Origin of the sequence: Peribacillus sp. TH14, assembly GCF_016651145.1 — a bacterium.
Lineage (GTDB): Bacteria > Bacillota > Bacilli > Bacillales > DSM-1321 > Peribacillus > Peribacillus butanolivorans.
Genome location: NZ_JAEKEK010000001.1, coordinates 179,816 through 200,297 on the forward strand (window position 1 = coordinate 179,816; position 20,482 = coordinate 200,297).

18 protein-coding genes are annotated in these 20,482 nt (G+C 40.1%); all 18 read right to left on the reverse strand.

Annotation, left to right across the window (positions count from 1 at the left end; genetic code table 11):
* Positions 1 to 60 precede the first annotated feature (60 nt).
* On the reverse strand, positions 61 to 1,116 hold the full coding sequence (gene asd / locus JFU50_RS00990) for an aspartate-semialdehyde dehydrogenase (protein WP_201221374.1): 1,056 nt from the start codon (positions 1,114 to 1,116) through the stop codon (positions 61 to 63).
* A gap of 194 nt (positions 1,117 to 1,310) precedes the next feature.
* Positions 1,311 to 1,913 (reverse strand): dipicolinate synthase subunit B, encoded by a 603-nt coding sequence (locus JFU50_RS00995; protein ID WP_053345373.1) that lies wholly within the window; start codon positions 1,911 to 1,913, stop codon positions 1,311 to 1,313.
* Positions 1,910 to 2,812, reverse strand: a complete 903-nt coding sequence (gene dpaA, locus JFU50_RS01000) for a dipicolinic acid synthetase subunit A (protein ID WP_201221376.1) — start codon at positions 2,810 to 2,812, stop codon at positions 1,910 to 1,912. Before dpaA ends, JFU50_RS00995 begins: the two co-directional genes overlap by 4 nt.
* Before the next feature lie 230 nt (positions 2,813 to 3,042).
* On the reverse strand, positions 3,043 to 3,312 hold the full coding sequence (locus JFU50_RS01005; RefSeq protein WP_053345371.1) for a YlmC/YmxH family sporulation protein: 270 nt from the start codon (positions 3,310 to 3,312) through the stop codon (positions 3,043 to 3,045).
* A 172-nt stretch (positions 3,313 to 3,484) separates the two neighbouring features.
* Positions 3,485 to 4,711 (reverse strand): M16 family metallopeptidase, encoded by a 1,227-nt coding sequence (locus tag JFU50_RS01010; protein ID WP_053345370.1) that lies wholly within the window; start codon positions 4,709 to 4,711, stop codon positions 3,485 to 3,487.
* A 46-nt stretch (positions 4,712 to 4,757) separates the two neighbouring features.
* Positions 4,758 to 5,717, reverse strand: coding sequence for a polysaccharide deacetylase family protein (locus JFU50_RS01015; protein ID WP_201221378.1), 960 nt, complete (start codon positions 5,715 to 5,717; stop codon positions 4,758 to 4,760).
* 155 nt (positions 5,718 to 5,872) lie between these two features.
* Entirely contained in the window at positions 5,873 to 7,990 is a 2,118-nt protein-coding gene (gene pnp / locus JFU50_RS01020) for a polyribonucleotide nucleotidyltransferase (RefSeq protein ID WP_056526855.1), read from the reverse strand.
* Positions 7,991 to 8,309: 319 nt separating this feature from the next.
* A complete protein-coding gene (gene rpsO / locus JFU50_RS01025) occupies positions 8,310 to 8,579 on the reverse strand; it encodes a 30S ribosomal protein S15 (RefSeq protein WP_053345367.1) in 270 nt (89 codons plus the stop codon).
* Between the two features lie 146 nt (positions 8,580 to 8,725).
* On the reverse strand, positions 8,726 to 9,676 hold the full coding sequence (ribF, locus tag JFU50_RS01030; protein ID WP_201221380.1) for a bifunctional riboflavin kinase/FAD synthetase: 951 nt from the start codon (positions 9,674 to 9,676) through the stop codon (positions 8,726 to 8,728).
* Positions 9,677 to 9,709: 33 nt separating this feature from the next.
* Positions 9,710 to 10,630 carry a tRNA pseudouridine(55) synthase TruB gene (truB, locus tag JFU50_RS01035; protein ID WP_053345365.1) on the reverse strand — a complete coding sequence of 307 codons (921 nt, stop codon included), beginning with the start codon at positions 10,628 to 10,630 and terminating at the stop codon, positions 9,710 to 9,712.
* Positions 10,631 to 10,809: 179 nt separating this feature from the next.
* A complete protein-coding gene (rbfA, locus tag JFU50_RS01040; RefSeq protein WP_053345364.1) occupies positions 10,810 to 11,175 on the reverse strand; it encodes a 30S ribosome-binding factor RbfA in 366 nt (121 codons plus the stop codon).
* A gap of 17 nt (positions 11,176 to 11,192) precedes the next feature.
* Positions 11,193 to 11,474: a DUF503 domain-containing protein gene (locus JFU50_RS01045; RefSeq protein ID WP_053345363.1), complete on the reverse strand. Its 282-nt coding sequence runs from the start codon at positions 11,472 to 11,474 to the stop codon at positions 11,193 to 11,195.
* Positions 11,471 to 13,627, reverse strand: a complete 2,157-nt coding sequence (gene infB / locus JFU50_RS01050) for a translation initiation factor IF-2 (protein WP_201181401.1) — start codon at positions 13,625 to 13,627, stop codon at positions 11,471 to 11,473. The genes JFU50_RS01045 and infB overlap by 4 nt, the downstream gene beginning before the upstream one ends.
* A 19-nt stretch (positions 13,628 to 13,646) precedes the next feature.
* Entirely contained in the window at positions 13,647 to 13,952 is a 306-nt protein-coding gene (locus JFU50_RS01055) for a YlxQ family RNA-binding protein (protein WP_056526846.1), read from the reverse strand.
* A gap of 4 nt (positions 13,953 to 13,956) precedes the next feature.
* On the reverse strand, positions 13,957 to 14,232 hold the full coding sequence (gene rnpM / locus JFU50_RS01060; RefSeq protein WP_053345360.1) for an RNase P modulator RnpM: 276 nt from the start codon (positions 14,230 to 14,232) through the stop codon (positions 13,957 to 13,959).
* Between the two features lie 18 nt (positions 14,233 to 14,250).
* Positions 14,251 to 15,381 carry a transcription termination factor NusA gene (gene nusA, locus JFU50_RS01065; RefSeq protein ID WP_053345359.1) on the reverse strand — a complete coding sequence of 377 codons (1,131 nt, stop codon included), beginning with the start codon at positions 15,379 to 15,381 and terminating at the stop codon, positions 14,251 to 14,253.
* A gap of 42 nt (positions 15,382 to 15,423) precedes the next feature.
* Entirely contained in the window at positions 15,424 to 15,897 is a 474-nt protein-coding gene (gene rimP, locus JFU50_RS01070; protein ID WP_053345358.1) for a ribosome maturation factor RimP, read from the reverse strand.
* A gap of 192 nt (positions 15,898 to 16,089) precedes the next feature.
* On the reverse strand, positions 16,090 to 20,412 hold the full coding sequence (locus JFU50_RS01075; protein WP_201181402.1) for a PolC-type DNA polymerase III: 4,323 nt from the start codon (positions 20,410 to 20,412) through the stop codon (positions 16,090 to 16,092).
* Positions 20,413 to 20,482 lie beyond the last annotated feature (70 nt).

Here is a 20,482-nt window from a genome sequence, read left to right on the forward strand (position 1 = left end):
GGGAAGCTGACAAAAACTCTCTATCATGTATTGTTCAGTTCTTTAAGAATATATAATTTCTTACTTAACTGTTACCAAACCTAATTTTAAAAGGCTTTCAGCGATTTGAACAGAGTTCCAAGCTGCTCCTTTTAATAGATTATCGGAAACCACCCATAAATGGAAGCCTTTATCTTCATCTAAATCTTTGCGAATCCGTCCAACGAATACATCATTCTTTCCGACAGATGAAGCAGGTGTTGGATAAACTTGTTGTTCCGGCTCATCTTCTAATACAATTCCAGGTGCTGTTTTCATCAAATCTTTGATTTGAGAAGCAGATATGCCTTCTTTTTCAACTTCAATATAAACAGACTCTGAATGACCTGTTACAACAGGAAGCCTTACACATGTTGCGGCTACAGGAAGTTCTTCCATGTGCATAATTTTCTTTGTTTCATTAATCATTTTCATTTCTTCAAAAGTGAATCCATTATCCTGGAATTTATCGATTTGGGGAATGACATTAAAAGCGATTTGATAATGCTTTTCATCTCCTTTTACCGGTAAAATTTTCGGTTTGATTTCTTTCTCATCCAGCAAGTCGCGAGCTTGTTCTTTTAATTCGTTTATTGCTGCAACTCCTGCACCAGAAACAGCCTGATAAGTAGAAACAACAACTTTTGATAAGCCATAAGTCTGGCGGATAGGTTCTAATGCCACAACCATTTGGATAGTTGAACAATTCGGGTTGGCAATGATCCCATTATGCTGTTTTAAGTCTTCTTCATTTACTTCCGGTACGACAAGCGGCACATTTTCATCCATACGGAATGCGCTCGTATTGTCTACTACTATTGCTCCGCGTTTCACTGCTTCTGGTGCCAATTCCTTAGACACGCTTCCTCCAGCACTGAATAAAGCGATATCGACACCTTCAAAGCTTTCAGGTTTTGCTTCCTGCACTTCGATTTCTTCGCCCTTAAATGAAAGTTTGATTCCTGCGGAACGAGCCGATGATAAAAAGATGATTTTCTTAATCGGTAGGTCCCGTTGTTCAAGTGTTGAAATCATTTGTTGTCCTACAGCTCCAGTTGCTCCCACAACTGCAATATGCAATCCCTGTGTCTCAGTCATTTGTCAATACTCCTTTTCTATCTCTAAAAGTTAGTTGGTTGTTAGATTTACTTCTTCTTGTTCAGAATATCATTTATTTTATCACATTAACATTCCAAAGGGTCGCACTTTAACAAAATATTCTGCATCTACCGCTACAAAGTTATGCATATATTACAGTTTTTAGGAACTAGGAGCTTACTTAGAGCGCATGATCAGTTTAAATCATCCTTAAACCTTTCGACAATAACTGGTTGAATTTGCTCTCTCTCTATAGCTGCAATGATTGTATCCCGAATCATGCTCATCCTGGCAACCATGGAACTTGGTTTACCAATGGGGTTATCCTGGCCGTAAGGAACAAAATAAATATCTTTTGCGGCCATTAGCCTCATTAAATTGACACCATTTAATCCAAGCGCATCATTTGTTGATATGGCGACCACAACAGGACGGTGATTTCTCATCGTTGCTTTTGCAGCCATAAGTACAGGCGAATCGGTAAGAGCATTAGCCATTTTACTCATTGAATTACCTGTCAAAGGAGCAATTACCATACAGTCGAGCGGTAATTTAGGTCCTAAAGGCTCTGCTTTGACGATTGTATCAACGACACGATTCCCCGTCAATTTTTCGATTCTTTCAACCCAGTCCTCGCCCTTTCCGAAGCGGGTTTCCGTGTTTTGAACTGTCGATGTTACTATTGGTATTACTTCCGCCCCTTCATTTACAATCTTTTCTATTTCCGGAAACACTTCATCGTATGTGCAATGCGACCCTGTTAATCCGAAACCAATCCGTTTTCCTTGGAGACTCATATTTTTTTCCCCTTCCTTTTCATGAACTCACCTTGGATCAAAAGCCCAAGTGCATTCGCTAAGATCTGACCCGCTGTTTTTGGGGCAACTATCCCCGGTAGACTCGGAGCCAAAAGTGCCTTTATTCCCCTTTTTTCAGCATAACGAAAATCCGTCCCCCCCGGTTTTGAAGCAAGGTCGATAATTAATGTATGGACGGGCATGTTTGCAATTACTTTGGCCGTAATAATCGGAAAAGGGATCGTATTAATACATATATCAACATTTTTCATTTCTGCAGCAATATCATTTAAATGAAAGGGGGTTAACGCCATTTCACAAATCCTCGCAATATCTTCGCTTTTTCTTGCTCCAACCTTTACCTTTGCTCCAAGGGCTTGGAATGACCGAGCTACACTCATACCAACCCTACCCAGTCCGAGAACAGATACATTCGAGCCATGGATTGTGAAATCCGTATGCTGAATGGCCATCATGATTGCTCCTTCAACAGTAGGAATCGAATTGTAAATAGCCACATCATCACGTTCAAATAGTAGTACGAGTTTGCGGTCCGCTTTCTTAAATATTCCATCAAGATAATCATTACTAATCCCTGAATAAAAAACGCAATGGGCTGGGGTCTTTTTTATCATTTCTTCGCTCAAAACAACTTCTTCACTGGAAAAAATCGTTTCCACCTTACCATTTGTATCAGTACCTCGGACTGGTAAAATAACCGAATCTAATTCATTAAAATTTATATCCTCCATTTTTTCCTTAACCGCTCCTGTAAAAGCATGGTCGAGCTGTTCAAAACCTACTAATAGTAGCTTTGCATCAAGCTCTGTCAGTTTACGGACAACTTCAAGTTGACGCGCATCTCCACCAATTACAGCGATTTGCATGCCTGTGAGCATTAAAACCGTCACCTTCTTTATATAAAAGATCCTAACATCCCTCGCCTCTTGGTAAATATTCCTCAAGAAGCAATTCGGTTTTTGCTACATTCTCTAGTTACCATGCCATCTTATGTTTTTACTTAAAAAACGGTGATAAGAAAAGCAAAAACGCCTTAGCAAATGCCTGCTAAGGCGTTTATTATATTGATGAATAGTTTCAATAGTAACCATCCATGCTATAAATTGGTTTATCCGTCCATATGCTCGCCATCTTTAATGGGAAGTCCCTCCTGAAAATCGATGATGAGCATATCCGTTCCTATTTTTTTAATATGCTCCCATGGGACGCGAATTTCACTGCCATTTCTTAAGAGTCCGAACCACTTAACTGAAGGAATAATCAACGTGGTAATTTGTCCAGTTTCATCTACTTCCAAATCCGTCTGACCAAGAACACCTAATCTCTCCGCTCTGTTCACATCAACAATTTCTTTACCACTTAATTCACTCAATCTCAATACAAGCTCCCCCTTTTTTCACCTTCTATTCAATCTATATCCGAAAAAGGTGAACTTAGAAGGCATTTATCTAAAAATTGTACTTACCGAAAGGTCCTTGTATTTTCAAAAGCTTTTAAAAAAAAAAGCCTGCTCTTCTATATAATAAACAGAAGTTCAGGCTTGTGAATTTTTATTTGTCCCAATTTTCCAGCGGGCTCACCAATGACAAGGAATGTTCCTTGAAGATTTGGTTTGCCATTTCATTGACGCTATTCTCTGTCACTTCATCAATCTTGATAATGATATCATCAAGAGAGCGGTGCTCACCCAGCATAAGCTCATTTTTCCCGTTACGGCTCATGCGGCTGTTCGTGCTTTCAAGGCTTAGCATTAAGCTTCCTTTAAGTTGCTCTTTACTATTGCGCAATTCCTTTTCCGTGATACCGTCTTTTTTTAGTGTATCCAGTGTTTCCTGAATGGTTTCATACAAACTATCAAGCTGACTTGTGCCTGTCCCTCCATACACTGTCACCAAACCTGTATCCTGGTAGCTGGAATGGTAAGAGTAGACAGAATATGCAAGACCGCGTTGTTCCCTAACGTCCTGGAATAGACGGCTACTCATGCTTCCACCAAGAATATTATTCAAGGTAATCAAGCTGTATGTTTTGTCATTACCAATTTCTAACCCTTTAAAACCAAGGCAAAGATGGGCTTGCTCAGTTTCTTTTTTACGCGTGATCCTATTTTCATGGAATGCCGGCTTCACCAATTCAAGACGCTCTTCCCCTCCTTGGTACGAGCCAAAGTAGCTTTCGACTTCTTGAATTAATTTTTCATCCACATTTCCTGCAATGGAAACGACGACTTTATCAGGCGTGTACATATCGTGAACATATTTCTTTAATGTCTCACTATTGAATGTTTCAAGTGTACTTTCCGTACCTAGTATTGGATAGCCAAGGGGATGATTTTCGTATACCGCCTTGCTTAAGAGATCATGGACAATATCATCAGGTGTATCTTCATACATTTTAATCTCTTCGTAGACGACATTTTTTTCTTTTTTCAATTCTTCCTCATCAAAAGTGGAGTTGAAGAACATATCAGCAAGGATTTCAAGCGCATAGCTAGCATGGTTATCCATAACTTTTGCATAATAGCATGTGTACTCTTTTGAAGTAAATGCATTCACTTGTCCGCCAATACTGTCAAACGACTCGGCAATTTCACGTGCATTCCTCGTAGTTGTTCCTTTGAAAAACATATGTTCAAGGAAATGGGAAACCCCATTCAATTCTGGTGTTTCATTTCGTGAACCTGTTTTGATCCATACTCCAATTGCTGCTGAACGTACTGTTGGAATATTTTCTAATACAATTCTTACTCCATTTTGACAAGTGTATTTCTTAATCAACTAACATTCCTCCCAATCATTCTATGCTGCTTTCGTAACCATAACGTTATGGATTCAACCGCTCTTCATCTACTGCTTCTGAAACGGTAACAACATCTAAGTCTTTCTTTTCTATATTAATAATTAACGTTTCCAATGATTTCGCGGTAGATTCTGTAGGATGCATTAAAATAAATGCTCCCGGGTGAACCTTAGAAAGCACCCTCTGTTGAAGTACTTCAGGACTTGGTTTTTGCCAGTCAATCGTATCCACACTCCACATAACTGTCTTTAAACCGAGAGAATCCGCGATTTTTACCGTTTCGTCTCGGTAGCTTCCGCTTGGAGGGGCGAACCATTTCATCTTCACACCTGTCACCGCTTCAATGACTTCATTCGTTTTACGAATTTCCTCACGTGTAGCCTGAGAGGAAATATTTTGCATATTCGGATGTGAATAGGAGTGGTTTCCGATTTCGTGTCCTCCACCCTTAATCATCTTCGCCAATTCTGGGTTCTTCTTAGTCCAATTACCTTCAAGGAAAAATGTTGCCTTGACATTATGTTTTTTTAACACAGCCAACATATCCTGTAAGTATTCATTACCCCAGGCCACATTGATTAAAAATGATACCACTGGCTTTTCCGGATGGGCCCGGTAAATCGGAGCCGGGTCGAGATCGTTTAAATGAATCTTTGCTGGAACTTGTTGATATACCAGTTTATCCTTATCGAATCCGCCCTCCTTCTTCATAGCTTTATACGAATCATCAATATTTACCTTTAGGCCATTATATGCAGGAACGGTTTTCCAAACCGAATCTATTCGTGCATCCTGTGGTGCAATCTCATATTTTTTTGTTGATTCTTTTATTTGTAAAAGAAGCTCATCTTCCTGCTTCATTGACGCAACTGAATGATCTGTTAATTGGGTCAAATAAATATGTGTATATGGATTTTGCACTAATAACCATGATATACCTGCAATGGCACTTATCGCAACTATCTGCTTCCATTTATTATTCATTTTTTACGCCCCCTTCATACAAAAATGTATGAAGAAAACGGACAAGGTAGAACATTACATACTTTTATTGCGAATTTCCATATATAACGATGAATCCTTTAAAACAAAAAAGCATGCAGATTCACTAGGAACCGCATGCCGAATTTTTATTTCTATTATGACTGAGAAGGATTAGCTGCCTCTTTTTGTTCTTTAAGGACCGCTTTACGGGAAAGGTTAACCCTTCCTTGCTTATCAATCTCAGTAACTTTAACTAATAGCTCATCGCCAAGTGAAACGACATCTTCCACTTTACCGACTCTTTCTTCAGCCAGTTCAGAAATATGGACCAAACCATCTTTACCATTGAAGATTTCAACGAACGCTCCGAATTTTTCAATACGTTTAACTTTACCTAAGTATAGTTCGCCTACAACGACTTCACGCACGATATCTTCGATAATTTTCTTCGCTTTTTGAATCATTGCTTCATCTGTAGAAGAAATGAATACCGTTCCATCTTGTTCGATATCAATTTTTACGCCAGTTTCTTCAATGATTTTATTGATATGTTTACCGCTCGGTCCAATGACATCGCGGATTTTGTCTGGATTAATAGACATTGTAACGATTTTCGGAGCATATTTGGATAATTGCTCACGCGGTTGATTGATTGTTGCCATCATTGATTCCAAAATGTGCATCCGGCCATGTTTAGCTTGAAGTAATGCTTCTTCAAGAATTTCTCTTGAAAGACCCTCAATTTTAATATCCATTTGAAGGGCTGTAACACCTTTTGACGTTCCAGCAACTTTAAAGTCCATGTCTCCTAGATGATCTTCCATGCCTTGAATATCTGTTAAGATCGTGTAGTGCTCACCTGTTTTAACAAGACCCATTGCAATACCTGCAACTGGAGCTTTCAACGGAACACCAGCATCCATCATTGCTAGCGTACTTGCACAGATACTTGCTTGCGATGTTGAGCCATTAGATTCAAGAACTTCAGACACAAGTCTAATTGTATAAGGGAAGTCTTTATCATTCGGTATAACCGGTTCTAATGCTCTTTCACCAAGTGCACCATGTCCGATTTCACGACGTCCTGCACCACGAATCGGGCCTGTTTCACCAACACTGAAATGAGGGAAGTTATAATGATGCATGAAACGTTTCGACTCTTCGGTTCCAAGACCGTCCAAAATCTGTACATCGCCAAGGGCACCTAATGTACAGATAGAAAGTGCTTGAGTTTGTCCACGTGTGAACAAACCAGAACCGTGTGTACGAGGCAGAATAGTTACTTCAGATGATAATGGTCTAATCTCATCCGGGTTACGGCCATCTGGACGTACCTTTTCTTCCGTAATTAAACGACGGACTTCTGATTTAACCAATTTATTTAGGATTTCTTTGATTTGTTTTAGTTTAGCTTCATCAGTTTCTTCCTCATAATGAGCCAACACGCGATCTTTTACTTCTTTAATAGCATCTTCACGAGCATGTTTTTCCTGAACTTGTACAGCTTTGTTAAGGTCTGATTCACAATGACCTTTTACTTCTGCTTCTAGTTCTGCATCCACTTGGTATAGAGAGATTTGTAGCTTTTCCTTGCCGATTTCAGCAACAATTTTCTCTTGGAATGCAATAACCTTCTTGATTTCGTCATGACCAAACATAATTGCTTCAAGCATAGTTTCTTCTGGTACTTCATTTGCTCCAGCTTCAACCATGTTGATAGCATCTTTCGTACCGGCAACTGTCAAGTTAATGTCGCTTTTTGCAAGTTGGTCAACAGTAGGGTTAATAATGAATTCATTATTAATTCTTCCGACTACAACTCCAGCAATTGGACCTTCAAACGGAATATCGGAAACTGAAAGTGCAAGGGATGAACCAAGCATCGCTGCCATTTCAGAAGAACAATCTTGATCAACACTCATAACCATACTGATAATTTGAACATCGTTCCGGAAGCCATCTGCAAATAGCGGACGGATTGGACGGTCAATTAGTCGGCTTGCTAAAATTGCTCTTTCACTCGGTCTGCCTTCACGTTTGATGAAGCCACCTGGAATTTTACCGACTGCATACAGTCTTTCTTCGTAGTTGACTGTCAAAGGGAAGAAGTCGACATTTCTAGGTTCCTTTGAAGCTGTTGCTGTACTTAATACAGCTGTTTCTCCATAACGGACTAAAACTGCTCCGTTCGCTTGTTTGGCCAATTGGCCAATCTCTACCGTTACATTACGGCCGGCCCAGTCAAATGAATACGTATGTTTTTCCTGTCCCATTTATTAAACCCCTCTCTGAATCTTCACTTAGAGGCTTAGTTTACCTAAACCTGTATTGGATTAAATCATTATATGTGAAAGTAACTGAACTCAAGTTAAAACCAAACTATTCCTATTATGCACGAAAAAAACAAGCATTAACAGTAAAATGAATAAAATTTTCATTCATTCAATTATGTATATCCTAATCATTTATAAATAGAAAAAGACCCGGCTCCTGCCGAGTCCCAAGGACGAAGGCTTAGCCTAAAAATAGAACACGTCCAAATCATTTGATTAACATCAAAAAAGCGGGAAATTTCCCGCCTTCCTGAAAAAATTATCTACGTAGACCTAATTTGTTAATTAGTGTACGGTAACGAGTAACGTCTTTGTTACGTAGGTAAGTTAAAAGATTACGACGTTTACCTACCATTTTAAGAAGACCGCGACGTGAATGGTGGTCTTTTTTGTGTGTGCGTAAGTGACCGTTCAAGTTGTTGATTTCTTCTGTTAATACTGCGATTTGAACTTCTGGAGATCCAGTGTCAGTATCGTGAGTTCTGAACTCAGCGATAAGTTCGTTTTTGCGTACTTGTGTAATAGCCATGTTATTATTCCTCCTAAAATTCTGTAAAATCACCTATTACCGAGCCAGCGTCGGAGTCTCGACTAGCCAAGCAATGGTTATTTTCATACATACAATAGAATACATGTTTTTCATTAAAATTGCAAGTATTGTCTATTGCTAACCGTTTATACTTTCAGTTTTGAAAAATAAGCTAGCGCATTTTGCTTATCAGTTTCAATCTGTGCGACTAACGCTTCAAGTCCAGAAAATTTCTGCTCACTTCTCAGCCTAGTATGCCATTCTACCGAAACTTGATTGCCATAAATATCACCCGAGAACTCCAAAGCATGAACCTCTACGGTTGGATATTTCGGCTTTTCTTCATGGAACGTAGGTTTATAACCGACATTACAAACCCCATTATACCATTGGCCGCTTATATTAATCTTGACAGCATATACCCCAGCAGCTGGGAATATATAATCGTCACTTACTTCAATATTAGCAGTGGGGAAACCCAACTTCCTGCCTCGTTTTTCACCATGAACGACATGCCCTTTCGTTAAATAACGGCGGCCTGCCAAATGATAAAAGTCGGAAAAGTTACCGTTACTAAGTGTTTCTCTGATTCTGGTCGAACTTACCTTTTCATCTTCAAGTGTTTGTTTCGCAACAACCGTCTGCGTAAACCTTCCTCGTGCGTATACAGGCAACTCTTCCATCGATCCTTGACCGTAGCGGCCATATGAATAGTCAAAGCCGGCTACAACGTGACGGACATTCAGCCCGACAATATATTCGTCAACGAACTGTTCCGGCAACACCGAAGCAAATTCCTTGCTGAAATGAACGATAAACAGATAATCTATCTCCATCGATTCTATGATATCTATTTTATCTTCGAGTGGTGTAATATAGCGAATATTTTCCGTTTTCCTCCCCAATACTGCGGAAGGATGTGGGTCAAATGTCATAACTGCTGACTTAAGATTCATTTCATCGGCTTTTTGCTTGGCAGTTTGAATAACAATTTGATGCCCTTTATGTATGCCATCAAAAAATCCAAGCGCCATTACAAGCTCCGGAAAATCATCCGAATTAAATTGATGAGGATGCTCTATTGCGATCACTTTCACCTTTCAATCTCCTCTTTCCGACGGCAAAACGGTCTATAATTCTTGTGCCAAAACTTTTACAGGTTTAATTAATCCCTCTTTTGTCGGATGTATTTGATAAATGGCAATAGCCTTATCAGATGGATCAACCATTACAAAAGGCTGACCTTTCTCAACAACAACATCCTTAGCCTGTTCCAATACCGCACCGTTAAGTACTTTCTTTGCTACTTTATCACTAATCTGAATTTTGGGCAAATGAAATAATCCTCGCTCTAAGGGCAGCAGAAACTCATCTGTTTGTCCGGTTTCCATGAATGCTTCCACCTCAGCGAATGTCAGACAGTCTTCAAGCTTAAAACCAGCTGATTCAATCCGCGTTAGGTCTGACATATGTGCTGGAAATCCCAATTTTTCACCTATCATGACAGCAAGCGTTCTAATATATGTTCCTTTACTGCACTTAACACGAAAACGGAAAGAAATGGTTTCTCCTTTGAATTCAGAACGTTCATCTAGAAGGGTGATTTCGTAAATGGTAACCTCCCGTGTCGGTCGCTCCACTTCGATTCCGGCCCGAGCGTATTCATATAACTTTTTCCCGTTTACCTTAACAGCTGAAAACATCGGCGGAGTCTGTTCAATTTTTCCTGTTAATGATTCTAAAACTTCAAGAATTTGTTCACGCTGAATCACTTGAGTAATCCTTTTTTCAGCTACCTTATCGCCGCTTGCATCTTCCGTTGTCGTTGAAAAACCAAGGGTCACTTCCCCTTCATACGCTTTACCTGCCTCTGTCAAATATTCGGCGACTTTTGTTGCCCTACCGATACAAATCGGTAAAACCCCTGTGACATCAGGATCTAAAGTGCCTGTATGCCCAACCTTTTTTGTTTTTAATATCTTCCTTAATTTAAAAACACAATCATGGGATGTCAATCCCTTTGGTTTCCATAATGGTAGAATACCGTTCACACTTTCACCTCATTTTCTAAAAGTGGAAGCACCTCTGTCAGCTTGCACAAACAATATGAACTTAAATTCGAAAGGTGTCTTTTACTTTTTGCTACGTTTTCCTGTCATTTCAAAAAAAAGAGATCGACCCCAAGAAGTGCAAAGCACTTATTGAGTCGACCTCCTTTTCTGCTTGCTTATTATTCGTCTTTTCCAGCCGGTTTTTCCTCTGAATTGATTTGTGAAATTAACGATTCGATTCGATTTCCGTAATCAACCGATTCATCAAATTCAAAAAACAGTTCCGGGGTTTTGCGAAGACGGATTCTTTGCCCAATTTCTGAACGCATAAATCCTTTTGCCTTTGCAAGGCCTTGAAGAGTTTTTTCCCGTTGTTCCTGATCACCCAACACGGAAATATAAACAGTTGCCTGTTGTAGATCGCCTGTAACGTCAACATCTGTTACTGTTACAAATCCGATTCTTGGATCTTTAATTTTTCGGCCGATAATTTCACTCAGCTCTTTTTTCATTTGTTCGCCAACACGATTTGCACGAAGGCTCATAATATCACCTCGCTAGCCTAAAGCCAGTCTATATCTGTTATTGTTCGCTCTATTTCCGGAAAAGAATCTAGAAATTTAAGGGCATTTTGAAGTTCTCTCTCAGTAGCCTTCCTTGAAGATGAAACGGTTACGATAGAAATCTTTGTTCGTTGCCATAGATCCTGAAAATCCGTTTCTGCTACCGATATATTGAACTTCTGTTTAAGCCGTGTCATAACACGCTGCAAAACGGCTCGTTTTTCTTTCAAAGAATGGGTGTCATAGATGATGCACTCACATTGGACAGAGCCAACGATCATTTACGCTCTATCTCTTCCATTACATAAGCTTCAATTACGTCGCCTTCTTTAAGGTCATTGTAATTTTTAATGGTAATACCGCACTCATAGTTCGTTGCCACTTCTTTTACATCATCTTTAAAACGTTTCAATGCATCAATTTCACCTTCGTAAATGACGACACCTTCACGAATTAAGCGAATGCCGCTATCACGTGTGATTTTTCCTTCTGTAACATAAGAACCAGCGATCGTACCAACTTTAGATACTTTGAAAGTTGTACGAACTTCAGCCTGACCAATAATTTTTTCTTCAAATTCAGGGTCAAGCATCCCTTTCATAGCCGACTCGATCTCTTCGATAGCTTTATAAATGATACGGTGAAGGCGGACATCAACATTTTCTGATTCAGCCGCACGCTTCGCATTCACATCAGGACGGACGTTAAATCCGATGACGATTGCATTAGAAGCCGTAGCTAGGATAATGTCAGACTCTGTAATAGCCCCGACGCCAGTGTGAATAATTTTCACTTTTGCGCCTTCTACTTCTATTTTATTCAGGGAAGCGGCAACTGCTTCAGCAGAACCTTGAACATCCGCTTTTAAGATGATGTTCAATTCTTTAATTTCCCCTTCTTTCATTTGCTCGAACAATGTATCAAGCGTTACACGAGATTTTTCATTACGTTGTGAAGCAAGCTGTCTTTGCGCACGAACTTCCCCAACTTGACGGGCAGTTTTTTCATCTTCAAAGACGATGAAACGGTCCCCAGCCTGTGGAACTTCATTCAAACCTGTGATTTCAACCGGTGTAGAAGGACCTGCATCCTTAACACGACGGCCAAGGTCATTAAGCATTGCACGAACGCGGCCGAATGTATTACCAATAACGATTGGATCTCCGACTTTCAACGTTCCGTTTTGAACAAGCAATGTTGCTACAGAGCCGCGCCCTTTATCCAAACGTGCTTCGATAACCGTTCCGTTTGCTTTACGAGTTGGATTTGCTTTATATTCTTCTACTTCACTAACTAGTAGAATCATTTCCAACAAGCTATCGATTCCTTCGCCATTTTTAGCTGAAATAGGTACGAAAATTGTATCTCCGCCCCATGCTTCAGAAACTAAACCGTGCTCTGTCAATTCTTGCATAACGCGGTCTGGATTAGCGGCTTCTTTATCCATTTTATTAACAGCGACGATAATTGGAACCTCTGCTGCTTTAGCATGGTTAATCGCTTCAACCGTTTGAGGCATAACACCATCATCCGCTGCTACAACTAGGATTGTGATATCTGTAACCTGAGCTCCACGAGCACGCATTGTTGTAAACGCAGCATGTCCTGGTGTATCAAGGAATGTAATTTTTTTGTCGTTAACTTTAACTTGATAAGCACCGATATGCTGAGTGATTCCGCCTGCTTCGCCTTCAGTTACTTTCGTATGACGAATAGAATCAAGCAATGTCGTTTTACCATGGTCAACGTGTCCCATGATCGTTACAACAGCCGGACGTTCGATCAAATCTTCAGAAGCATCTTCAGTCACTAATGACTCAAGGTCAGTTAGATCAACACGAATCTCTTCTTCAGCCAATACACCGTATTCTGTACAGATTAATTCTATAGCATCTTTATCTAATGTTTGGTTAATTGTAGCCATCACACCAAGCATGAAAAGCTTTTTAATGATTTCAGACGGTTCACGGTGAAGTTTTTTACCAAGTTCCATAACAGTCAAAGACTCATAAAACGTAATTTTCTCTGGAAGTTCTCTTTCTTTACGTTTAGTAACAGGAGCCTGTGGTGCTTGTTGTCTTTGTTTATTATTTTTATTTCGGTTATTTCTACCTCTACTAAACTGTCCTGCTGGTTTTTTCGTACCTACAGGTTTAACGGGAGGTTTTTTCTTTAGCTTTTCTTTATTAACTGTACTCTTCTCATCTGCTTCAGCTTCGTATTTTGCAACCGTAGCGTTAGCTTTTGGTTCAGTAGCTGGGCTTTTATCTTCGCTTTTAGGCTTAATTGAATCGTTTAATTTATTTACAGTTGAATCGTCTAATGCTGTCATATGGTTTGTTACCTCTATATTCATTTCTTTAAGTTTAGTTATTACTTCCTTGCTTGAAACGTTCTTTTGTTTTGCATATTCATATACACGCAATTTTGTCATACGTTCACCCCCGTAAAATTTAATCGAGCAGCGTTCGGAGTTTTTGTGCAAAACCTTCATCCAGAACTGCGACGGCAACTCTAGCTTCCTTACCAATCGCATGGCCGAGCATAGACCTGCTTTCGACTCTTTTTAAAGGAACCTGATAAAATGCGCACTTATCAGATATTTTTTTTTCAGTGTTTTTTGAAGCGTCCGCGGATAAAATAACAACTTTGGCATTACCGCTTCTAATCTCTTTAACCACTAATTCTTCACCCGAAATTAGCTTGCGTGCTCGATTGGCCAAACCTAATAGAGACATCCATTGTTGTTGTTGGGTCATGGTGTTAGTATTTCTCCTTATTCACTAATTCAAGCAATTGTTCATAAAGGGAGGAATCGATTTGGGTACTAAGGTGATTAGCCAGCACATTTTTCTTTTTGGCCAGCTCGATAACATCCCGATCAAGAGTCAAATAAGCTCCCCTTCCCGATTTTTTCCCGGTCGGATCAAGGCTGACTTCCCCTTCTTTAGATCGAACGATACGTATGAGTTCTTTCTTCGGCTTCATTTCGCCTGTGGCCACACATTTACGCATCGGGATTTTTTTTCGGCTATTCATCTTTTTTCACCTCTAAATTTACTCGTTATCCTCTTCGAAATCTATATCCTCTTCATTCACATAGCTATCCCTGCTTAAAAGGAATTCCTGTTCTTCAACCGGGTAAATACCCGCTTCACGGGCTTCTGTTTCACTCTTGATATCAATTTTCCAACCAGTAAGTTTGGCAGCTAAGCGAGCATTTTGTCCACGCTTACCAATTGCAAGTGAAAGCTGATAGTCCGGAACGATTACAGTTGTCGCCTTTTCTTCTTCTTTTACGATAACTTCAAGTACTTTTGAAGGGCTTAAAGCATTCGCAACAAAGATAACCGGATTTTCCGACCATTTAACGATATCGATTTTTTCACCTTTTAATTCATTGACGATGGCCTGGACACGTTGTCCCTTTTGGCCTACGCAGGAACCGACCGGATCGACTTCTTCGTTTTCAGAGTGCACGGAGATTTTTGAACGGTCACCTGCTTCACGAGCAACTGACTTAATTTCTACTGTTCCATCAAAAATTTCAGGCACTTCGATTTCGAATAAACGTTTTAAAAGTCCAGGATGTGAACGGGATACAAAAATTTGCGGCCCCTTGGACGTCTTTTCAACTTTTGTGATAAAAACTTTAATACGATCATGAGGTTTATACTGCTCATTAGGCATTTGTTCATTGACTGGAAGCAATGCTTCGATTTTACCTAGACTCACATAGATAAATCGAGAATCCTGACGTTGAACAATCCCTGTCATGATATCCTCTTCGCGATCAATGAATTCAGCATAAATGATGCCGCGCTCTGCTTCACGCACTCTTTGAGTAACAACTTGCTTCGCTGTTTGTGCAGCAATGCGGCCGAAATCTTTTGGCGTTACTTCCATTTCGACAATATCCTCTAGCTGGTAGTTGGGATCAATCGCTCTTGCTTCTTCAACAGAAATTTCCAGACGTGAATCGAATACTTCATCTACAACGTCTTTTCTGGCAAATACACGCATTGTTCCTTTACCAAGATTCAAATCGATACGCACATTTTGCGCTTGGTTAAAGTTACGACGATATGCCGATATAAGAGCGGCCTCAATCGCGTCGATTAAAACTTCCCTGGAAATTCCTTTTTCGTTTTCTAAAATATAGAGAGCATCCAATAACTCATTGCCCATGGTGATCCCCCTTACGGATATTTAATTATTGATTTGCTTGACTTAAGAGAAGGTAATCGCCAATCTTGCTTTGGCTACCTTTTCGTATGGAATGACGATTGTTTTCTTTCTTGTCTTGATTTTGATTTCAAGCGTCACTTCGTTCCCATCGAAGCTGGTTAAGATTCCTTCAAATTCTTTTTCATCTAAAATGGGCTCGTATGTTTTTATGTAAACATTTTTACCGATAGCATTAAGGAAATCTTTCTCTTTTTTCAGAGGCCTTTCAGCTCCGGGAGATGAAACTTCGAGAAAATAAATTTGTGGAATTGGATCAACTTCATCAAGCTTTTCACTGAGCTTTTCACTCGCTTTTCCGCAATCTTCAAGATCTACGCCTGTTTCTTTATCAATGTAAACTCGAAGGAACCAGCTTTTACCTTCCTTCACATACTCCACTTCAACTAATTCAAGCTGCAATTCTTCAAGAATTGGTAATGCTAATTCTTCTACAACTTCCGTTACCTTTTTACTCATTTGTTTCCTCCATACGTGCGTTGTATGCGCTTGGTTTCGGATTCAAAATAAATGGTCAATACAACACGAAAGAGTGGGTTTCCCCACTCTTGCCATTGGTTCCTCTTAGTATTTCCAATAAAAATATACCATAATCAAGATATTTATGCAAATATCATGTCTGTTTCTTCCTTTTTATCATCAGCTTCTCTTTTAAAATAAAGATAACTGATTTTGTTCAGGCAGAGACTCTAGACAGCCTTGTTTATCAAGGTATTCAAGAATCGTCTTGGATACTTTCCCTCGCTGTTGTAAATCTTCTTTCGAGAGGAATTCTCCATTCTTACGTGCATTAACGATATTGATGGCCGCATTTGTTCCAAGACCTGGTATTGAATTGAATGGTGGAATCAACGTGTTACCTTCAATTATGAATTGGTCTGCACTAGATTTATACAAATCCACCTTAGCAAAGCTGTATCCGCGCTCACACATTTCTAAGGCAAGTTCAAGAACCGTCAATGTATTCTTTTCCTTAGTAGAAGCATCCAATCCTTTTACATTGATTTCTTCAATCTTAGTTTTGATCGCCTGAGATCCCCGCGTCATCGCATCGATTTCAAAATCATCGGCACGAACTGTGAAATAAGCGGCATAATATAATAAAGGTAAATGCACTTTAAAATAAGCAATCCGGACAGCCATTAATACATAAGCTGCAGCATGGGCTTTCGGGAACATGTATTTAATCTTTTTACATGAATCGATATACCATTCCGGCACCTCATTTTTTCTCATTTCTGCTTCGAATTCCTCGGAGAGCCCTTTCCCTTTACGTACTGATTCCATAATTTTAAACGCCAGAGAAGGATCGAGCCCTTGATAAATCAGATAGACCATAATATCATCCCGACAACCGATAACTTCGCTAAGTGTACATATTCGGTTGTGAATCAGCTCCTGTGCATTACTCAACCATACATCGGTACCATGAGATAATCCGGATATCTGGACAAGCTCGGAAAATGTTGTAGGTTTCGTGTCCTCAAGCATCTGCCTAACAAAACGCGTACCAAATTCTGGAATACCGAGCGTTCCAGTTTTACACATAATTTGATCTTCCGTTACTCCTAATGATTCGGTACTACTGAATATTTTCATTACTTCAGGATCGTCTGTCGGAACCGTTTTTGGATCGATGCCGCTCAAATCCTGAAGCATCCTGATTACAGTAGGATCATCGTGACCAAGAATATCAAGTTTTAAAATATTATCGTGAATTGAATGGAAATCAAAGTGAGTCGTTTTCCACTCGGAAGTTCGGTCATCCGCTGGGAACTGAATAGGTGTGAAATCATAAATATCCATGTAATCCGGAACAACGATGATTCCACCTGGATGCTGTCCAGTAGTCCGTTTTACTCCTGTACATCCAGCAACAAGACGGTCAGTCTCAGCTCCCCGCATATGGATATTATTGTCGGTAGAATAACCTTTTACATAGCCATACGCCGTTTTTTCAGCTACCGTACCAATCGTTCCAGCGCGGTAAACATACTCTTCTCCAAACAAGACCTTAGTATAGTTATGGGCCTTCGGCTGATATTCACCGGAGAAGTTCAAGTCAATATCAGGAACCTTATCCCCTTTAAAGCCAAGGAAGGTTTCAAACGGGATATCATGTCCGTCTTTTGTATAAGCAATGCCGCAATCTGGACAGTCTTTATCTGGCAGGTCAAATCCAGAACCCACAGAACCATCATTGAAGAATTCCGATTTTTTACACGTTGGACACACATAATGCGGCGGCAGTGGGTTTACCTCAGTAATTTCAGTCATCGTTGCAACGAACGAAGATCCCACCGACCCCCGTGATCCCACGAGATATCCATCATTCAAAGATTTTTTAACTAGTTTGTGAGAAATCAAATAAATAACGGCAAATCCATGGCCAATGATGCTTTTCAATTCTTTTTCAAGACGAGCTTCTACGATTTCCGGCAGGTTCTCTCCGTATATCTTCTTTGCCATGCCGTAACTCATCTCACGCATCTCTTCTTCTGCGCCTTCAATTTTAGGCGTGTATAACTCATCCTTGATAGGCTTGATTTCATCTATCATATCAGCGATTTTATTCGTGTTAGTTACCACAACTTCTTTGGCTTTCTCAGAACCAAGGAATGAGAAGGCCCTCAGCATATCATCAGTTGTCCGGAAATGTACATCCGGCAGCTTATGACGATTCAGCGGGTTCGCTCCACCTTGTGAATTCACAAGGATTTTACGGTAAATTTTGTCGTTTGGGTCCAAATAATGAACATTCCCTGTGGCAACGACAGGCTTATCCAATTTCTCACCAAGCTTGACGATATTTGTGATGATTGTTTCTAACGATTTATCATCCCTGATATATTCAAGCTCAATCAAATGCTGGTATACTTCCTTCGGATGAATTTCAAGATAATCGTAAAATTCAGCGATATCTATGACTTCCTCAAAACCCTTTTGCATCATCCCTTCAAAAACTTCCCCTTTATCACATCCGGATCCAACGAGAATTCCTTCACGATACTTTTTAAGTTGGGAACGCGGTAACCGAGGTACACGATAATAATAATCAATATGTGATATCGAAATTAATTTAAAAAGGTTTTTTAAACCAGCCTGTGTTTGCGCAATCAGCGTACAATGGGACGGACGGGAACGCTGATAAGCATTTCCTTTACCCATATTGTCATTTAGCTGATCATGATGGGTAATGTCTTTTTCCATCGCATCCTTTAGCATCTTCAACATAAGATAGCCTGTAGCTTCGGCATCATATATGGCCCTATGATGCTGAGTCAAATCGATATCGAACTTTTTACATAATGTATTTAAACGATGGTTTTTAAACTCCGGATATAAAAATCGGGCTAGTTCCAATGTGTCCAGAACTGGATTCGCTGCCTTAGGATATCCCATGTTTTTATAACCTATATTCAAAAAGCCCATATCAAATGTCGCGTTATGAGCAACGAGTATGGCATCTCCTGCCCAATTCCTGAACTTTTCGAGTACTTCCGAGACTTCTGGAGCATTTTCTACAAGATCATCAGTGATTCCCGTCAAATCTATGGTCGTATTGGATAACGGATGATGAGGATTCGCAAATGACTCGAATCGATCAATAATGTCCCCATCACGAATTTTTACTGCAGCAAATTCAATTATCGTATCATAAACGGCAGACAGTCCTGTCGTTTCTACATCAAACACGACATAGGTGGCATCAGCCAATGCAATATGCGCCTCATTATAGACAACCGGCACGCCGTCGTTTACAAGATTCACTTCGACGCCGTAAAGAATTTTAATGTCATTCTTTTTCCCGGCACTATAAGCTTCAGGGAATGATTGGGCACCTGCATGATCCGTGATGGCAACAGCCTTATGCCCCCACTTGGCTGCCTGGGCAATAAGGGCAGAAGTCGGTGTCACCGCATCCATAGAACTCATCGGAGTATGCATATGCAGTTCGACCCGCTTTTCCCCTTCAGGAGCCTTGTCCTGTCGACCCTGTTTAGAGATTTCATTTATATCATTTGCAATCATAACCAAATCCCGTACAAATGTATCATTTTGAATGCTACCTTGAGCACGTACCCACATTCCCTTTTTCACACGGGCAAGAATTGCGGCATCTTCTTTATCACGTGAAAACATTTTGACTAATATTGAGCTGGTATAATCCGTCACTTTGAACGTCAGTAAGCTACGGCCACTGCGAAGCTCTCGGACTTCCGCATCAAATACGAAGCCCTCAATTGCAATTCTCCGCTCTTCATCGATAATCTGTTCAATTCTTCGGAAATCAGCATCTTCTTTAATCGTATAACCAATCTTAACAGGTCCTTCGTAGACGCCATCGTCTCCACCTTTTTCCGATTCTTTCTTCTGCATTTCCACTAGGGCAGCAAGCCCCTTTTCCGCGTCTTCCTTTTGTTTCTCTTCCAAAAACTTCTGATAATCAGGATTCGAAACTGTTTCCTTTACTTCCGCATCAAGAGTCAGTGGAGGGAAACCAAACGTTTGATAGATATTCGAAATGAGTCCAGAGTATTTTCGTTTCAACTGACCGGCCTCAGTATCATTTCGTGCACTTACGATAATTTTATATCCGTTTACTGTAGGCTCTTGCTCATTTAGTAGTGACAATAGAGCTGGAGACATGCCTTGAAGCTCGCCTATGCAGTTTTTCCAATACTCTTTAACTAATTGTTCGGTCACTTGCGGGTTAGCTACATTCAAAGTGAATGAGACCTTCGCAATATGGGCGAAGGTACTTGCTAATTGAGTAGCAAGTCTTGTATGAACACTGCAAGGAATTAACGCAGGTATATTAAAGGCAAAATGCCATGTTTTGGACTCTCTCTCAATTGAGAGCTTATCAATTTCGGCACCAATGAAAAAGTTCACAAAGGCATCCTCAGTCAAGTCCATCTGCTGGAGCAAGAGTTGAAATCTCTCTCTACCGCTATTAGGATTTTGATCCATTTCCTCTCTCCCCTTATCTACTATCTCTTAAGATTTTATTCATTATTATTTCCACTCTAATATCAGTGGT

Excerpts from the sequence above, each read along its gene's own strand:
- pnp (WP_056526855.1), bottom strand. The coding sequence starts at position 7,990 with ATGGGACAGGAAAAACATACGTATTCATTTGACTGGGCCGGCCGTAAT.
- rbfA (WP_053345364.1), bottom strand. The coding sequence starts at position 11,175 with ATGAGCCTTCGTGCAAATCGTGTTGGCGAACAAATGAAAAAAGAGCTG.
- asd (WP_201221374.1), bottom strand. The coding sequence starts at position 1,116 with ATGACTGAGACACAGGGATTGCATATTGCAGTTGTGGGAGCAACTGGA.
- JFU50_RS01055 (WP_056526846.1), bottom strand. The coding sequence starts at position 13,952 with ATGACCCAACAACAACAATGGATGTCTCTATTAGGTTTGGCCAATCGA.
- rpsO (WP_053345367.1), bottom strand. The coding sequence starts at position 8,579 with ATGGCTATTACACAAGTACGCAAAAACGAACTTATCGCTGAGTTCAGA.
- JFU50_RS01075 (WP_201181402.1), bottom strand. The coding sequence starts at position 20,412 with ATGGATCAAAATCCTAATAGCGGTAGAGAGAGATTTCAACTCTTGCTC.
- JFU50_RS00995 (WP_053345373.1), bottom strand. The coding sequence starts at position 1,913 with ATGAGTCTCCAAGGAAAACGGATTGGTTTCGGATTAACAGGGTCGCAT.
- infB (WP_201181401.1), bottom strand. The coding sequence starts at position 13,627 with ATGACAAAATTGCGTGTATATGAATATGCAAAACAAAAGAACGTTTCA.
- dpaA (WP_201221376.1), bottom strand. The coding sequence starts at position 2,812 with ATGCTCACAGGCATGCAAATCGCTGTAATTGGTGGAGATGCGCGTCAA.
- JFU50_RS01045 (WP_053345363.1), bottom strand. The coding sequence starts at position 11,474 with ATGATCGTTGGCTCTGTCCAATGTGAGTGCATCATCTATGACACCCAT.
- rnpM (WP_053345360.1), bottom strand. The coding sequence starts at position 14,232 with ATGAATAGCCGAAAAAAAATCCCGATGCGTAAATGTGTGGCCACAGGC.
- JFU50_RS01015 (WP_201221378.1), bottom strand. The coding sequence starts at position 5,717 with ATGAATAATAAATGGAAGCAGATAGTTGCGATAAGTGCCATTGCAGGT.
- nusA (WP_053345359.1), bottom strand. The coding sequence starts at position 15,381 with ATGGGCAATGAGTTATTGGATGCTCTCTATATTTTAGAAAACGAAAAA.
- rimP (WP_053345358.1), bottom strand. The coding sequence starts at position 15,897 with ATGAGTAAAAAGGTAACGGAAGTTGTAGAAGAATTAGCATTACCAATT.